Below are 15,037 nucleotides of genomic sequence, written 5' to 3'. Positions count from 1 at the left end.
ATGACCGCAACGTTGACTACCACCCTGCAGGCTGTCCTTGGCGACCGCCTGGTGCATGTGCTGGAATCCTGTGGCCAGCTCACTGCCGTTGTCAAACCTGAAGACCTGACCACCACCCTGCGCCAGCTGCGTGACAGCGATGGCCTGCAGTTCGAGCAGTGCCTCGACCTCTGTGGCATGGACTACAGCACCTACGCCGATGGCGCGTGGGATGGCCGTCGCTTTGCGGTGGTCTATCATCTGCTGTCGGTCGCGCTGAACCAGCGCCTGCGTGTGCGGGTGTTCTGTGCCGATGACGACATGCCGGTGGTCGCCTCCTGTGTGGAGATCTGGTCTGCCGCCAACTGGTACGAGCGCGAAGCGTTTGACCTGTACGGTATTGTGTTCGCTGGTCACCCGGACCTGCGCCGCATCCTGACCGACTATGGCTTTGTTGGCCACCCGTTCCGCAAGGACTTCCCGATTTCCGGTAACGTCGAAATGCGTTACGACGAAGAACAGAAGCGCGTGATTTACCAGCCGGTCACCATTGAGCCGCGTGAGAACACGCCGCGCATCGTGCGTGAAGGAGGCTACGGTGGCTGAGATTCGCAATTACACCCTGAACTTCGGTCCGCAACACCCGGCCGCCCACGGCGTGCTGCGTCTGGTGCTGGAGCTGGATGGTGAAGTGGTCGAGCGGGCTGACCCGCACATCGGCCTGCTGCACCGTGCGACTGAAAAGCTGGCGGAAACCCGCACCTTCATCCAGAGCGTGCCTTACATGGACCGTCTCGACTATGTGTCGATGATGTGTAATGAGCACGCCTATGTGATGGCCATCGAGAAGCTGCTGGACCTTGATGTGCCGGAGCGGGCCAAGTACATCCGTACCATGTTCGACGAGATCACCCGTATCCTGAACCACCTGCTGTGGATCGGGGCACACGCGCTCGACATCGGTGCCATGACCATGTTCCTGTACGCCTTCCGCGAGCGGGAAGATCTGATGGACTGCTACGAAGCGGTATCCGGTGCGCGCATGCATGCCGCCTACTACCGTCCGGGCGGTGTCTATCGTGACCTGCCGGATCGCATGCCGCAGTACGAAGTGTCCAAGCTGAAAAATGCCGAGGCCCTGCGCAAGCTGAATGAAAACCGCCAGGGTTCGCTGCTGGACTTCATCGAAGACTTCACCAACCGCTTCCCGAAGTGTGTAGATGACTACGAAACCCTGCTGACCGATAACCGTATCTGGAAGCAGCGTACCGTCGGCATCGGTGTGGTCAGCCCTGAGCGCGCACTGTCGCTGGGCATGACCGGGCCGATGCTGCGTGGCTCCGGCATCGCGTGGGATTTGCGCAAGAAGCAGCCCTACGCCGCGTACGACAAGGTGGAGTTCGACATCCCGGTGGGCGTGCAGGGTGACTGCTACGACCGCTACTTGGTGCGCGTGGAAGAGCTGCGTCAGTCCAACCGCATCATCAAGCAATGTGTGGACTGGCTGCGCAAGAACCCCGGCCCGGTCATCATTGACGACCATAAGGTGGCACCGCCGTCGCGGGTCAAGATGAAGAGCAATATGGAGGAGCTGATCCACCACTTCAAGCTCTTCTCCGAAGGGATGCACGTTCCGGCCGGCGAAGCCTACGCCGCCGTCGAACATCCGAAAGGCGAGTTCGGCATCTATCTGGTGTCGGATGGTGCCAACAAGCCGTACCGCTTGAAGATCCGCGCGCCTGGCTTCCCGCATCTGGCGTCGCTGGACGAGATGGCCCGTGGCCACATGATTGCCGACGTGGTGGCCATCATTGGTACGCAGGACATCGTGTTTGGGGAGATTGACCGCTGATGCTGTCCGCTGAATCGCTTGCCCGGATCGACCGCGAGGTCGCCAAATATCCGGCCGACCAGAAACAGTCCGCCGTGATGGCGGCCCTGCGCATCGCGCAGGAAGAAAAAGGCTGGCTCGCCCCGGAAACCATCGAGGCGGTGGCCGACTATCTGGAGATGCCGCCGATCGCGGCCTATGAAGTCGCCACCTTCTACAATATGTACAACCTCAAGCCGGTGGGCAGCTTCAAGCTCACCGTCTGCACCAACTTGCCCTGTGCGCTGGGTGGCGGTGTGGCCGCTGCCGATTACCTGAAGGAAAAGCTGGGTATCGGTTTTGGTGAAACCACCGCAGATGGCCGCTTCACCCTGATGGAAGGGGAGTGCATGGGCGCCTGTGGCGATGCCCCGGTGCTGCTGGTGAACAATCACAGCATGTGCAGTTTCATGTCGAAGGAAGCCATCGACAAGAAACTGGCAGAACTCGAACAACAGGGTGGTCGCTGATGGCTGTCTATTCCTCGGGTGTCATTTTTGAAGGCGTCGACACCAGCAATCCCGACTGCTGGACCCTGGCCAGTTATCAGGCGCGTGGCGGTTACAGTGCGCTCAAGCGCCTGATCGAAAACCAGGTGCCGCAGGACGAAGTCATCGCCGAAGTGAAGAATTCCTCGCTGCGGGGTCGCGGCGGTGCCGGTTTCCCGACCGGCCTGAAGTGGAGCTTCATGCCGCGCAGCTTCCCGGGCGACAAGTACATCGTCTGTAATTCGGACGAAGGCGAGCCGGGTACCTTCAAGGATCGCGACATCATGTGGTTCAATCCGCATGCGCTGATCGAAGGCATGATCATTGCCGCTTACACCATGGGTGTGAAGCGCGGCTACAACTATATCCACGGTGAAATCTTCGAAGTGTACCAGCGCTTTGAAGCTGCCTTGGACGAAGCCCGTCAGGCAGGCCTGCTGGGTGAGCGCATTCTGGGGTCCGAATTCAGCTTTGACCTGTTTGCCCACCACGGCTACGGTGCCTACATCTGCGGCGAGGAAACCGCGCTGCTGGAATCGCTGGAAGGCAAGAAGGGCCAGCCGCGCTTCAAGCCGCCGTTCCCGGCCAGCTTCGGCCTGTATGGCAAGCCGACCACCATCAACAACACCGAATCGTTTGCCTCGGTGCCGTTCATCCTGCGTGATGGCGCCACCAAGTTCCTCGAAGCAGGCAAGCCGAACAACGGTGGTACCAAGCTGTTCTCGATCTCCGGCCACGTCAATCGTCCGGGTAACTACGAGATTCCGCTCGGCACTCCGTTTGCCACCCTGCTGGAGATGGCAGGCGGCATGCGCAATGGCGCCAAGCTGAAGGCGGTGATTCCGGGTGGTTCGTCTGCACCGGTGCTGCCGGGTGATGTGATGATGGACCTGACCATGGATTACGACGCCATCAGCAAGGCGGGCTCCATGCTCGGTTCCGGCGCGGTGATCGTGATGGACGAGAACGTCTGTATGGTGAAAGCGCTGGAACGTCTGGCCTACTTCTATCACGAAGAGTCCTGCGGGCAATGCACGCCATGCCGTGAAGGTACCGGCTGGCTGTATCGCGTGGTGCACCGGATTGAGAACGGGCAGGGGCGGGCGGATGACCTCGACCTGCTGAGCTCGGTAGGCAACAACATGGCAGGCCGCACCATTTGTGCACTGGCCGACGCCGCCGTGTTCCCGGTGCGCAGCTTTACCAAGCACTTCAAGCACGAGTTTGAGCACCACATCGAGCACAAACGCTGCATGGTCGAGCATCGGTGGTTCTGATTTGACGGGCGCTGGCAGGCCACAAGGCCGGTGCCAGCATGGGGTTGCCCAGCAGGGTAGCCCGCAACATTCAGGTAGCGCTTGCAATGTTAGAAATTGAAATCGACGGTCAACCCTTGTCTGTAGAAACGGGCAGCACGGTGATGGACGCCGCCAACCAGGCCGGTGTCTACATCCCTCATTTCTGCTACCACAAAAAGCTGTCGATTGCGGCCAATTGCCGCATGTGTCTGGTGGAAGTCGAGAAGGCACCCAAGCCGCTGCCGGCCTGTGCCACCCCGGTAACCGACGGCATGAAGGTCAAGACCCGCTCGGAGCTGGCGCTGAAGGCCCAGAAGGGCGTGATGGAATTCCTGCTGATCAACCACCCGCTGGATTGCCCGATCTGCGATCAGGGTGGCGAGTGCCAGCTGCAGGATCTGGCCGTCGGTTACGGCAACTCCAGCTCGCGCTACGAAGAAGAAAAGCGCGTGGTGCCGAACAAGGAGCTGGGCCCGCTGATCAGCACCGACATGACCCGCTGCATCCACTGTACCCGCTGCGTGCGCTTTGGCCAGGAAATTGCCGGGGTGATGGAGCTGGGCATGGCCAATCGCGGCGAGCATTCGGAGATCATGCCGTTCATCTCCAAATCGGTGAATTCCGAGCTGTCGGGCAACATGATCGACCTGTGCCCGGTCGGCGCGCTCACCAGCAAGCCCTTCCGCTATTCGGCCCGTACCTGGGAGCTGTCCCGCCGCAAGTCGGTCAGCCCGCACGATGGTCTGGGTTCCAACCTGATCGTACAAGTCAAGCACAACAAGGTGCACCGTGTGCTGCCGCTGGAAAACGAAGCGCTGAACGAGTGCTGGCTGTCCGACCGTGACCGTTTCTCCTACGAAGCGCTGAACGCGGCAGACCGCCTGACAAAGCCGATGATCAAGCAGGACAACCGCTGGCACGAAGTCGAATGGCAACAGGCCATCGAATACGTTGCGCATGGCCTGCAGGACATCTGCGCCAACCATGGTGCCGATGCGCTGGCGGGTCTGATCTCGCCGCAAAGTACCACTGAAGAACTGTATCTGTTCCAGAAGCTGCTGCGCGGCCTGGGCAGCAACCATATTGACCACCGCCTGCGTCAGGCTGATTTCAGTGCCGATGCCAGCGTGCAAGGTGCACCGTGGCTGGGTCAGTCGGTGGCCGAGCTGAGCACGGTCAGTGGCGCACTGCTGGTTGGCAGTGCCTTGCGCAAGGAACAACCGCTGCTGGCAGCCCGCCTGCGCCACGCCGTGAAGCACGGCGCCAAGGTCGCCAGCGTGTCCTGCCTGTCCAGCGACCTGCTGGTCAAGTACAGCAGCAATGTGGTGGTCGCACCGCAACAGCTGGTAGCCGCGCTGGGTAGCGTGCTGCTGGCGGTACAGCAGGCAACGGGTGGCGAGCTGCCCGCTGAGCTGGCTGCCAGCCTGAACGGCCTGGTGGTGAGCGATGCCCACCGCGCTGCCGCGGCTGCCCTGCTCAACGGTGAGCAGCGCAGCATCCTGCTGGGCCAACTGGCGCAAAACCATCCGTACTATGCACAGCTGTTGACGCTGGCCAATGCACTGGCTCAACTGTCCGGCGCCAAGCTGGGCGTGCTGGGCATGGCCGCCAACAGCACCGGTGCCTGGCTGATGGGCGCAGTGCCGATGCATGGTCATGGCCGCAAGCACACCACGGCAGGCCACGCCGCAGGCGATCTGTTGGCCGGTGGCAAGCAAGCGTATGTGCTGTTCAATACCGAGCCGGAATTTGACGGCCACAACGGTACCCAGGCGCTGGGTGCCTTGTCTGCAGCCAAGATGGTGGTATACTGCGCGCCCTTCAAATCGGAAGCCGCACTGCAGTACGCCGATGTGTTGCTGCCGATTACCCCGTTCAGCGAAACGGCGGGCAGCTTCATCAACATGGCGGGTACGGTGCAAACTTTCAATCCGGTGGTGAAGCCGCAAGGCGATAGCCGCCCGGGCTGGAAGGTGCTGCGCGTGCTGGGCAACCTGTTCGACCTGCCGGGCTTTGAGCAAGATACCGTGGACGTGGTCCGTGCCGAATGGCAGCAAGGGCTGGATATTCCGGCGCTGCTGTCCAACCACGCCAGCGTGGCGGTGTCGGTTGCCGCTGCTGAGGGGCTGCACCGCGTGGGCGATGTACCGCTGTACCAGATTGACAGCCTGACCCGTCGCGCACCGGCCCTGCAGGCGACAGTGGATGCGGCTGTGCCGCAGGCGGCCATGAATGCCGCCACACTGGCACGGCTGGGCCTGCAAGCGGGCGACCGCGTGAAGCTGCGCCAAGGCGGTGCGGAAGTGGTGCTGACTGTCAGCACCAGCGAGGCACTGGCCGATGACGCCGTTCAGGTTTCGGCAGCCCATGCCAGCACCATTGCACTGGGTGGCCTGTTTGACGCGATTACTGTGGAGCGTGCGTAAACATGGAGCTGCTGCATAAGTTGGGACTGAGTGGGGACGCACTGACGCTGGTGTGGATCGTGCTGAAGATCGTGGTCATCGTGCTGCCGCTGCTGGGCGCCGTGGCCTATCTGACGCTGGCCGAGCGCAAGATCATTGGCTGGATGCAGATCCGGATCGGCCCGAACCGGGTGGGTCCGCTGGGTCTGCTGCAGCCGATTGCCGATGCCATCAAGCTGCTGTCCAAGGAAATCATCCTGCCGACCAAGGCCGACAAGGTGCTGTTCATCCTGGCACCGGTGCTGACCATCATGCCGGCGATTGCCGCCTGGGCGGTGATCCCCTTCCAGCCGGAAGTGGTGCTGGCCAATGTCGATGCCGGTCTGCTCTACATCATGGCCATCACCTCGATGGGTGTGTATGGCGTGATCGTGGCGGGTTGGGCTTCCAACTCCAAGTATGCGTTCCTGGGTGCACTGCGTTCCGCTGCCCAGATCGTGTCTTACGAAATTGCCATGGGTTTTGCGCTGGTTGGCGTGCTGATGGTCTCCGGCTCGCTGAACCTGACCGATATCGTGACCCGTCAGTCGCTGCACTTCGGTGGCAGCGTGCTCGGCTGGAACTGGCTGCCGTTGTTCCCGCTGTTCTTGGTTTACTTTATCTCCGGGGTGGCCGAGACCAACCGCCATCCGTTTGACGTGGCCGAAGGCGAATCCGAAATCGTGGCCGGTTTCCATGTGGAATACTCCGGCATGGCGTTCGCGATCTTCTTCCTCGGCGAATACGCCAACATGATCCTGATTTCCGCCCTGGCATCGCTGATGTTCCTGGGTGGCTGGCTGTCGCCGTTCCCGGCCAGCTGGGGTGTGCTCGGCCAGGGCAGCATCCTGTGGCTGCTGGCAAAGATGGCGTTCTTCCTGTTTGTGTTCCTGTGGATCCGCGCCACTTTCCCGCGTTATCGCTACGACCAGATCATGCGTCTGGGCTGGAAAGTGTTCATCCCCGTGACCCTCATCTGGGTGGTGGTGATCGCTGTGGTGATGCAAACCCCGTATTCACCGTGGTAATGGCTGAGGCTTGCAAGGTCAGAGAAACATGAACCCGATTCGCAATTTTTTCAAAACCTTCCTGCTGTACGAGTTGCTGCAGGGTATGGGCGTGACCCTGCGTCACATGTTTGCCCGCAAGATTACCGTGCAGTTTCCGGAAGAAAAGACGCCGCAATCGCCGCGCTTCCGTGGCCTGCATGCCCTGCGCCGTTACCCGAACGGGGAAGAGCGCTGCATTGCCTGCAAGCTGTGTGAAGCGGTGTGCCCGGCGATGGCGATCACCATCGAGTCCGAACAGCGTGACGATGGGACCCGCCGTACCACCCGTTATGATATCGACCTGACCAAGTGCATCTTCTGCGGTTTCTGCGAAGAATCCTGTCCGGTTGACTCGATCGTCGAGACCCGCATTCTGGAATACCACGGTGAAAAGCGCGGCGATCTGTACTACACCAAACCCATGCTGCTGGCGGTGGGTGACCAGTACGAAGCACAGATTGCCAAGGACCGCGAGGCGGATGCGCCGTACCGCTGATCCTACCGCATACATGACAGGGCGAAACGCAAGATGAGTCTGCAACTAATCACTTTTTACCTGTTCGCCACCATTCTGGTGGTGGCAGCGCTGCGGGTCGTGACGGCCCGTAACCCGGTACATGCGGCCTTGTTTCTGGTGCTGTCGTTTGTGACCGCCAGTGGCTTGTGGGTATTGATTCAGGCCGAATTCCTCGGCGTGGGTCTGGTGCTGATCTATGTCGGTGCCGTGATGGTGCTGTTCCTGTTCGTGGTGATGATGCTCAACATTGACATCGAAACCATTCGCAAGGGCTTCTGGAAGAGCCTGCCGCTGGCCGGAGTGGTGGCCGCCATCATGGTGGGTGAACTGGTGCTGTTGCTCAAGCAGCGCGGTGCCGATGTGGGCGCGCCGAACGGCGTACTGGTTCAGGCCAGCAACAGCAAGGCGCTGGGCAAGCTGCTGTACACCGATTATATCTATGCTTTTGAAGTGGCCGGCGTGCTGCTGCTGGTGGCCATCATCGCCGCCGTGGCATTGACCCTGCGTCACCGCAAGGATCAGAAGTATGTGGACCCCGGCATGCAGGCCAAGGTGAAGCGCGAAGACCGCGTGCGCCTGGTGCAAATGGCTGCCGAAAAACCGCAGGCTCCGGCTGCCGAGCAGCCGGCGGCTGAATGACAGGAGACATCGCGTGCTGACCTTGACCCATTATCTGGTGCTGGCCGCCATCCTGTTTGCCATCAGCGTGCTGGGCATCTTCCTGAACCGGCGCAACCTGATTGTGTTGCTGATGGCGATTGAGCTGATGCTGCTGGCGGTGAACATCAACTTCATCGCGTTTTCGCAGTTCCTGCATGACATGGCAGGGCAGGTGTTCGTGTTCTTCATCCTGACGGTGGCGGCGGCTGAATCTGCCATCGGTCTGGCGATTCTGGTGGTGCTGTTCCGTAACCTAAACAGCATCAACGTGGAAGACTTGAGTACGCTGAAGGGCTGATCCTGCGGCTGATCGCCGCAAGGGGAGGGGAGGCGAGCTGCATCGCCCCCTGTTGAGAGATTCAAACGATATACAGGCACGACGTCCGCTATGCAAAATCTGTATCTGCTTGTCCCGTTAGCGCCGCTGGTCGGTGCCCTGCTGGCTGGCTTGTTCGGCAAGTTCATCGGCCGGGCGGGCGCCCATACGGTTACCATCCTTGGTGTGCTGGTGGCTTTTGTGCTGTCTGCCTACGTGCTGCATGACCAGATGACCGTCGGCAAGCCCTACAACGGCACGGTTTACCAGTGGCTGACGGTGGATGGCATCAGCTTCCAGGTCGGCTTCCTGATCGACCGTCTGACCGCGATGATGATGGTGGTGGTGACCTTCGTGTCGCTGATGGTCCACCTGTATACCGTGGGTTACATGGAAGAAGATCCGGGCTACCAGCGCTTCTTCAGCTACATCTCGCTGTTTACCTTCGCCATGCTGATGCTGGTGATGGCCAATAACTTCGTGCAGCTGTTCTTCGGCTGGGAAGCGGTGGGTCTGGTGTCCTACCTGCTGATCGGTTTCTGGTACAAGAAGCCGACCGCCATCTTCGCCAACCTCAAGGCCTTCCTGGTCAACCGTGTTGGTGACTTCGGCTTTGTGCTGGGGATTGGTCTGGTGCTGGCGCACTTCGGTTCGCTGGATTACGCCGATGTGTTCCGTCAGGTGGGTGTTGGCCTGCCGGCCGCTGAAGCCGCAGCGCATCAGCAATTCTGGCAAGGCGTGACGCTGAACCTGATCGGCAGCCAGCAATGGCCGCTGATGGCCGTGATCTGTATCCTGCTGTTCGTCGGTGCCATGGGTAAATCGGCCCAGTTCCCGCTGCATGTATGGCTGCCGGACTCGATGGAAGGCCCGACCCCGATTTCTGCGCTGATCCACGCCGCGACCATGGTGACCGCCGGTATCTTCATGGTGGCCCGCATGTCGCCGCTGTTTGAACTCTCCGACGTGGCACTGAACGTGGTGCTGGTGGTCGGTGCGATCACTGCGCTGTTCATGGGTTTCCTCGGCATCATCCAGAACGACATCAAGCGCGTGGTGGCGTACTCCACCCTGTCGCAGCTGGGCTACATGACGGTGGCGCTGGGTGCATCCGCCTACTCGGTGGCGGTGTTCCACCTGATGACGCACGCCTTCTTCAAGGCGCTGCTGTTCCTTGCTGCCGGTTCGGTGATCATCGGCATGCACCATGATCAGGACATCCGCAACATGGGTGGCCTGCGCAAGTACATGAAGTGGACCTGGATCACCTCGCTGATTGGTTCGCTGGCGCTGATCGGCACCCCGTTCCTGTCCGGTTTCTACTCCAAGGACAGCATCATTGAAGCGGTGCACATGTCTGATCTGCCGGGTGCACACTTCGCTTACTTTGCGGTGATCGTGGGTGTGTTCGTGACCGCCTTCTACTCCTTCCGCATGTATTTCCTGGTGTTCCACGGCGAAGAGCGTTTCCGCCATGTGAAGCACGATGACCATCACGGTCATGACGACCATCACCATGGTGGCGAGCCGCATGAGTCGCGCTGGGTGGTGACCTTGCCCTTGGTCCTGCTGGCGGTTCCGTCGCTGGTCATCGGTTATCTGGCGATTGAGCCGATGCTGTATGGCAACTTCTTTGACGGCGTGATCTACAGCCACGGCCATCATGTGATGACCGAGATGAAGGAAGAATTCGAGCACGCTGGTGGCACGGCACTGGCCATGGGCCTGTCGGCCGTCAAGCATGCCCCGTTCTGGCTGGCACTGGCCGGTGTGGCTCTGTCTTGGTTCTTCTACCTGAAGGCACCGTCGATCCCGGCCCGCATCAAGCAAGTCTGCGCGCCGCTGTATCGCTTGCTGGAAAACAAGTATTACCTGGATGACTTGTACTTCAACGTGTTCGCCCGTGGCGCACGGGGTCTGGGCTGGTTGCTGTGGAAGGTGGGCGATGTGCTGTTGATCGACGGCCTGGTGGTGAATGGCAGCGCCAAGCTGGTGGGCCTGTTCTCCCGCATTACCCGTCGTGCACAGACTGGCTTGCTGAACCACTACGCACTGGTGATGATCCTCGCCAGCATGGTGGCGATCACCTACTGGTTCAGCCAGTTGTTGTTCAAGCACTGAGACACGCTCCGGCATACAAACAAAACAGAACGTATTGGGTCTTCTATGTTTGAGAATCATCTGTTAAGTCTGTCGATCTGGTTACCCATCCTGTCCGGGGTGTTGGTGCTGATTGTCAGCTCGCTGCTGGCCACGACGCAGGTGCGCTGGGTGGCCTTGCTCGGTGCGCTGGCCAGTTTCCTGGTCACGCTGCCGCTGTTTACCGGCTTTGCCGATCTGCACGGTGGCCTGCAGTTCATTGAGAACTACGACTGGATCACCCGCTTCAACATCCGCTACAGCCTCGGGGTGGATGGCATCTCCATGCTGTTCATCGTACTGAACAGCTTCATCACCCTGCTGGTGGTGCTGGCGGGCTGGGAAGTGATCCAGGAGCGTGTGGCACATTACCTGGCCGCCTTCCTGATCATGTCTGGTCTGATCAACGGCTCGTTTGCCGCCAGCGATGCCATGCTGTTCTACGTGTTCTTTGAAGCCATGCTGATCCCGATGTACCTGATCATCGGTATCTGGGGTGGTCCGCGCCGGGTCTATGCTTCGGTCAAGTTCTTCCTCTACACGCTGCTGGGCTCGCTGCTCCTGCTGGTGGCTTTCCTGTACCTCAGCCAGCAGGCTGGTGGCAGCTTCAACATTGCGGACTTCCACAAGCTGAGCGTTGCCAAGGATGTGCAGGTGTATCTGCTGATCGCCTTCTTTGCCTCGTTTGCGGTGAAGGTGCCGATGTGGCCGGTGCATACCTGGTTGCCGGATGCCCACGTGGAAGCGCCGACCGGCGGCTCCATGGTGCTGGCGGCCATTACGCTGAAGATCGGCGGTTACGGCTTCCTGCGCTTCTGCCTGCCGATTGCGCCGCACGCCAGCCAGCAATACGGTTGGGTGATTGTGGCGCTGTCGCTGGTGGCGGTGGTGTACATCGGCATGGTGGCCCTGGTGCAACAGGACATGAAAAAGCTGGTGGCGTACTCTTCCATCTCGCACATGGGCTTTGTGACCCTCGGCATCTTCCTGTTCTCCGGCACCCAGCTCAACGCGGTGGCAGTGGAAGGCGCGATGCAGCAGATGATCTCGCACGGTTTCGTGTCTGCCGCCATGTTCTTCTGTATCGGTGTGATGTACGACCGCGTGCACAGCCGCCAGATTGCTGATTATGGTGGCGTGGTCAACACCATGCCCAAGTTCGCCGCCTTCTTCATGCTGTTTGCCATGGCCAACGCCGGTCTGCCAGCCACCAGTGGTTTCATTGGTGAATTCCTGGTGATTCTCGGTGCCACCAAGGTGAACTTCTGGGTGGGCATGCTGGCAGCCACCACCCTGATCCTTGGTGCGGCCTATACCCTGTGGATGTACAAGCGCGTGATCTTTGGTGACATTGCCAATGACCATGTGCGCGAACTGACCGATATCAACGCCCGTGAAGCCCTGGTGCTGACCCTGCTGGCTGCCGCCGTGCTGGGCATGGGCCTGTACCCGGAGCCGGTTGCCCAGAAGCTGCACGCTTCGGTAACCCAACTGATTACGCTGGTGGCCGAGAAGCAGGCCATGTAAGGAGGCCGGTGGCGCCTGGCGCTACCGGTATGCTTGCCATCACTTACGCTGGAAATTGAACCCAATGATGCTCGCTGGAATCAACCTCACACCCGCGCTGCCGGAATTGTTCCTGCTGTGTGCCGCTTCGTTGCTGCTGATTGTCGATCTGCTGCTCGGTGATGAGCGGCAAAACCTCAGCTACGCACTGAGCCTGCTGGCCTTGCTGGGTACTGGCTGGCTGGTCTGGCACAACCAGCCGGGAGATGTCGCCCAGTACACCTTCAACCGCATGTTCGTGCTGGACGGCATGGCGTGGGTAACCAAGCTGGCGGCGGTGATGACTGTCGCCTTGGTCATGGTGTTTGGGCGTGTTTATGCGGAAGATCGCGGCTTCTTCAAGAGCGAGTACCGCATCCTGATGCTGTTCGCGCTGTTTGGCCTGTTCGTGCTGATCTCCGCCAACAACCTGCTCGCCATGTACGTGGGTCTGGAAGTGATGTCGCTGGCGACTTACGCCCTGGTGGCGCTGGAGCGTGACAGCGTGCGCAGCACCGAAGCCGCCATGAAGTATTTTGTGCTGGGCGCCTTGGCCTCTGGCATGCTGCTGTACGGTATGTCCATGGTCTACGGTGGTACCCGCACCCTGTTCGTGGAAGACATCGCCGCCATGCTGAGCAGTGGTGCGGCCAATGCCATTCTGGTGAAGATTGGTCTGGTGTTCATGGTAGCCGGTCTGGCGTTCAAGCTGGGCGCTGTACCGTTCCACATGTGGGTGCCGGATGTGTACCACGGCTCGCCGACCGCGGTGACCCTGTTCGTCAGCTCGGCACCGAAGCTGGCCGCCTTTGTATTCCTGACCCGTACGCTGGTGATCGCCCTGCCTGCCTTGCATGTGGACTGGCAGATGATGCTGACGGTGCTGGCGGTGGCGTCTATCGCCATCGGTAACCTCACCGCCATTGCGCAGACTAACCTCAAGCGCATGCTGGCGTACTCGGCCATCTCGCACATGGGCTTTGTGATCCTGGGCGTGATGACCAATACGCAGGACGGTGTCGCGGCGTCGATGTTCTATGTCGTCACCTACATGCTGATGACGCTGGGTGGTTTTGGCCTCATCCTGCTGCTGGCGCGCAGCGGCTTTGAAGCCGAGAACCTGTCAGACCTCAAGGGTCTGGCCAAGCGTAGCCCGCTGTTCGGTGGCGTGCTGCTGCTGGTGATGTTCTCGATGGCCGGTATCCCGTCCACGGTGGGCTTCATCAGCAAGTTCTCGGTACTGAGCGCGGTGCTGGCGTCCGGCCAGACCTGGCTGACGGTCACGGTGGTGCTGCTGTCGGTGATTGGCGCTTTCTACTACCTGCGCATCGTCAAACTGGCCTATTTTGATGCACCGGAATCGTCGGAAGGCTTTACCCGCTGCCCGAGCCAGCGAGTATTGCTGGTTCTGACCGCGCTGGCGATTCTGGCACTCGGCGTGATGCCGCAATGGCTGCTGGATCTGTGCAGCCGTAATATTCACCTGGGTTAAGCCATGGCACAGTCCACCAGCCTGTTACTGTTGCTCGTGGGCTGGCTGCTGCTGGCCAACCTGCCGTTCCTGCTCAACCGCCCGCTGCTGATGGTGTGGAAACCCGTCAGCAAGCCGGTGTGGATGCGGGTGCTGGAATGTATAATGTGCTTTGCACTGGCGCTACTGCTGGGCCGCATGCTGGAATCGCTCAGCTCGCCGGTGCACAGTCAGAACGTGATGCCGTTTTACGTCAGCGTATTCTGCATCTTCCTGGTATTTGGTTTCCCGGGCTTTACCTACCGCTATCTGTGGCCCCGGCGCAAGCCTGCCCGTGCGGCGTGACCGCTGTGGGTGATTTGAAAAAAATCGCCCGCAAACGCGCTCAGGGCCTTGCGCAGTAGAAATCAGGCTGGTATAGTCTCGCTTCTTCGTTAGGCACGTAGCTCAGCTGGTTAGAGCACCACCTTGACATGGTGGGGGTCGTTGGTTCGAGTCCAATCGTGCCTACCAACGAATTCCAAAAAAACCGCAAGTATACTGATACTTGCGGTTTTTTTATTTCTGCCTGCGCGAGCTTGGGGATGAAGTAGGGCGCTTGGGGAGTCGCCGCAAGCGACCTCATCCCAACAAGGATGGCATTAAGCGGACAGGCTTGCCGCGCTGGAATGAATTTTCCCCAACAGCCAGTGTAATCCGGCCAGATGCTGCTGATCGTGACTGCACAGGAAATGAATCAGACCATGCATTGTCACTTTGCCATAGCCCGGGAAATCGGCTGAACGGCGCAGCTGTGTCTCTGTCAAGTTGGAGAGCAGATCCAGGGTGTGGAGGCGGGCAGATTTAAACGCAGCCAGTACGTCGTTCGCATTGGCCTGGCTGTATTGTCCGCTGATGACCAGCGCATCGGTATCCAGTGAAACCAGAGTCGGGTTGTCTTCACTCAGCACACGCTGAAAACGGACGTGGTAACCGTCCTTCTCAATATCCCAAACGTGACAAATCTGCTCAATCGCGCTCAATGACTCACTGGGGATACCTTCCCATGATGAAGGCTTCCAGTTTACCAAGTGGGGTGGAAACAGGGCGTAACAAGCTTCAAGATCGGCAGGGAATGCGCGGAGCATGTCTAGCATGGCAGGGTACATGATGACCTCAGAATGGGTTGGCAGGCGATGGGAAGAAGCTGATGGTAAGGCGTATCACCAGTCTGGTACAGCCCAGCAGGGTCAGAGGAGGGGCGCCTGAGACCTTCTTGCGA

14 protein-coding genes and 1 tRNA gene are annotated in these 15,037 nt (G+C 59.9%); 14 read left to right on the top strand and 1 reads right to left on the bottom strand.

Features of this window, described 5'->3' with window-relative positions:
• The 14 genes from HF682_RS02730 to HF682_RS02665 all read left to right on the top strand — a co-directional run bounded on the left by HF682_RS02730 (window position 1) and on the right by HF682_RS02665 (window position 14,289).
• Window positions 1-585, top strand: a complete 585-nt coding sequence (locus HF682_RS02730; RefSeq protein ID WP_168875705.1) for an NADH-quinone oxidoreductase subunit C — start codon at window positions 1-3, stop codon at window positions 583-585.
• Complete coding sequence (locus HF682_RS02725) at window positions 578-1,831, top strand: NADH-quinone oxidoreductase subunit D (RefSeq protein WP_168875704.1); 1,254 nt, start codon at window positions 578-580, stop codon at window positions 1,829-1,831. The genes HF682_RS02730 and HF682_RS02725 overlap by 8 nt, the downstream gene beginning before the upstream one ends.
• Window positions 1,831-2,319: an NADH-quinone oxidoreductase subunit NuoE gene (gene nuoE / locus HF682_RS02720; protein WP_168875703.1), complete on the top strand. Its 489-nt coding sequence runs from the start codon at window positions 1,831-1,833 to the stop codon at window positions 2,317-2,319. Before HF682_RS02725 ends, nuoE begins: the two co-directional genes overlap by 1 nt.
• Window positions 2,319-3,614 carry an NADH-quinone oxidoreductase subunit NuoF gene (gene nuoF / locus HF682_RS02715; protein ID WP_168875702.1) on the top strand — a complete coding sequence of 432 codons (1,296 nt, stop codon included), beginning with the start codon at window positions 2,319-2,321 and terminating at the stop codon, window positions 3,612-3,614. Before nuoE ends, nuoF begins: the two co-directional genes overlap by 1 nt.
• A gap of 86 nt (window positions 3,615-3,700) precedes the next feature.
• Window positions 3,701-6,061 carry an NADH-quinone oxidoreductase subunit NuoG gene (nuoG, locus tag HF682_RS02710; protein ID WP_168875701.1) on the top strand — a complete coding sequence of 787 codons (2,361 nt, stop codon included), beginning with the start codon at window positions 3,701-3,703 and terminating at the stop codon, window positions 6,059-6,061.
• Between the two features lie 2 nt (window positions 6,062-6,063).
• Window positions 6,064-7,107: an NADH-quinone oxidoreductase subunit NuoH gene (gene nuoH / locus HF682_RS02705; RefSeq protein ID WP_168875700.1), complete on the top strand. Its 1,044-nt coding sequence runs from the start codon at window positions 6,064-6,066 to the stop codon at window positions 7,105-7,107.
• 37 nt (window positions 7,108-7,144) lie between these two features.
• Window positions 7,145-7,624, top strand: a complete 480-nt coding sequence (nuoI, locus tag HF682_RS02700) for an NADH-quinone oxidoreductase subunit NuoI (RefSeq protein WP_308418713.1) — start codon at window positions 7,145-7,147, stop codon at window positions 7,622-7,624.
• 33 nt (window positions 7,625-7,657) lie between these two features.
• Window positions 7,658-8,284, top strand: coding sequence for an NADH-quinone oxidoreductase subunit J (locus HF682_RS02695; RefSeq protein WP_168875698.1), 627 nt, complete (start codon window positions 7,658-7,660; stop codon window positions 8,282-8,284).
• Window positions 8,285-8,297: 13 nt separating this feature from the next.
• A complete protein-coding gene (gene nuoK, locus HF682_RS02690) occupies window positions 8,298-8,603 on the top strand; it encodes an NADH-quinone oxidoreductase subunit NuoK (protein WP_168875697.1) in 306 nt (101 codons plus the stop codon).
• Window positions 8,604-8,693: 90 nt separating this feature from the next.
• A complete protein-coding gene (nuoL, locus tag HF682_RS02685) occupies window positions 8,694-10,742 on the top strand; it encodes an NADH-quinone oxidoreductase subunit L (protein ID WP_168875696.1) in 2,049 nt (682 codons plus the stop codon).
• 45 nt (window positions 10,743-10,787) lie between these two features.
• A complete protein-coding gene (locus tag HF682_RS02680; RefSeq protein ID WP_168875695.1) occupies window positions 10,788-12,287 on the top strand; it encodes an NADH-quinone oxidoreductase subunit M in 1,500 nt (499 codons plus the stop codon).
• Between the two features lie 64 nt (window positions 12,288-12,351).
• Complete coding sequence (gene nuoN, locus HF682_RS02675; protein WP_168875694.1) at window positions 12,352-13,797, top strand: NADH-quinone oxidoreductase subunit NuoN; 1,446 nt, start codon at window positions 12,352-12,354, stop codon at window positions 13,795-13,797.
• Between the two features lie 3 nt (window positions 13,798-13,800).
• Window positions 13,801-14,121, top strand: a complete 321-nt coding sequence (locus HF682_RS02670) for a DUF2818 family protein (protein ID WP_168875693.1) — start codon at window positions 13,801-13,803, stop codon at window positions 14,119-14,121.
• 91 nt (window positions 14,122-14,212) lie between these two features.
• Window positions 14,213-14,289: transfer RNA gene (locus HF682_RS02665), tRNA-Val, on the top strand.
• 128 nt (window positions 14,290-14,417) lie between these two features.
• On the opposite strand, the gene HF682_RS02660 is transcribed toward HF682_RS02665, so the two are convergent.
• Entirely contained in the window at window positions 14,418-14,924 is a 507-nt protein-coding gene (locus HF682_RS02660) for a DinB family protein (protein ID WP_168875692.1), read from the bottom strand.
• Window positions 14,925-15,037: the final 113 nt, after the last annotated feature.

It is taken from the genome of Leeia aquatica, from assembly GCF_012641365.1.
Taxonomy (GTDB): Bacteria; Pseudomonadota; Gammaproteobacteria; order Burkholderiales; family Leeiaceae; genus Leeia; species Leeia aquatica.
Note: the sequence above shows the minus strand (reverse complement) of the source record. Positions and strands in the feature narration are given on the sequence as shown.

Coding starts and splice junctions, on each gene's coding strand:
- nuoL (WP_168875696.1), top strand. CDS start 8,694: ATGCAAAATCTGTATCTGCTTGTCCCGTTAGCGCCGCTGGTCGGTGCC.
- HF682_RS02730 (WP_168875705.1), top strand. CDS start 1: ATGACCGCAACGTTGACTACCACCCTGCAGGCTGTCCTTGGCGACCGC.
- nuoG (WP_168875701.1), top strand. CDS start 3,701: ATGTTAGAAATTGAAATCGACGGTCAACCCTTGTCTGTAGAAACGGGC.
- nuoE (WP_168875703.1), top strand. CDS start 1,831: ATGCTGTCCGCTGAATCGCTTGCCCGGATCGACCGCGAGGTCGCCAAA.
- HF682_RS02660 (WP_168875692.1), bottom strand. CDS start 14,924: ATGTACCCTGCCATGCTAGACATGCTCCGCGCATTCCCTGCCGATCTT.
- nuoH (WP_168875700.1), top strand. CDS start 6,064: ATGGAGCTGCTGCATAAGTTGGGACTGAGTGGGGACGCACTGACGCTG.
- nuoN (WP_168875694.1), top strand. CDS start 12,352: ATGATGCTCGCTGGAATCAACCTCACACCCGCGCTGCCGGAATTGTTC.
- HF682_RS02680 (WP_168875695.1), top strand. CDS start 10,788: ATGTTTGAGAATCATCTGTTAAGTCTGTCGATCTGGTTACCCATCCTG.
- HF682_RS02695 (WP_168875698.1), top strand. CDS start 7,658: ATGAGTCTGCAACTAATCACTTTTTACCTGTTCGCCACCATTCTGGTG.
- HF682_RS02670 (WP_168875693.1), top strand. CDS start 13,801: ATGGCACAGTCCACCAGCCTGTTACTGTTGCTCGTGGGCTGGCTGCTG.
- nuoF (WP_168875702.1), top strand. CDS start 2,319: ATGGCTGTCTATTCCTCGGGTGTCATTTTTGAAGGCGTCGACACCAGC.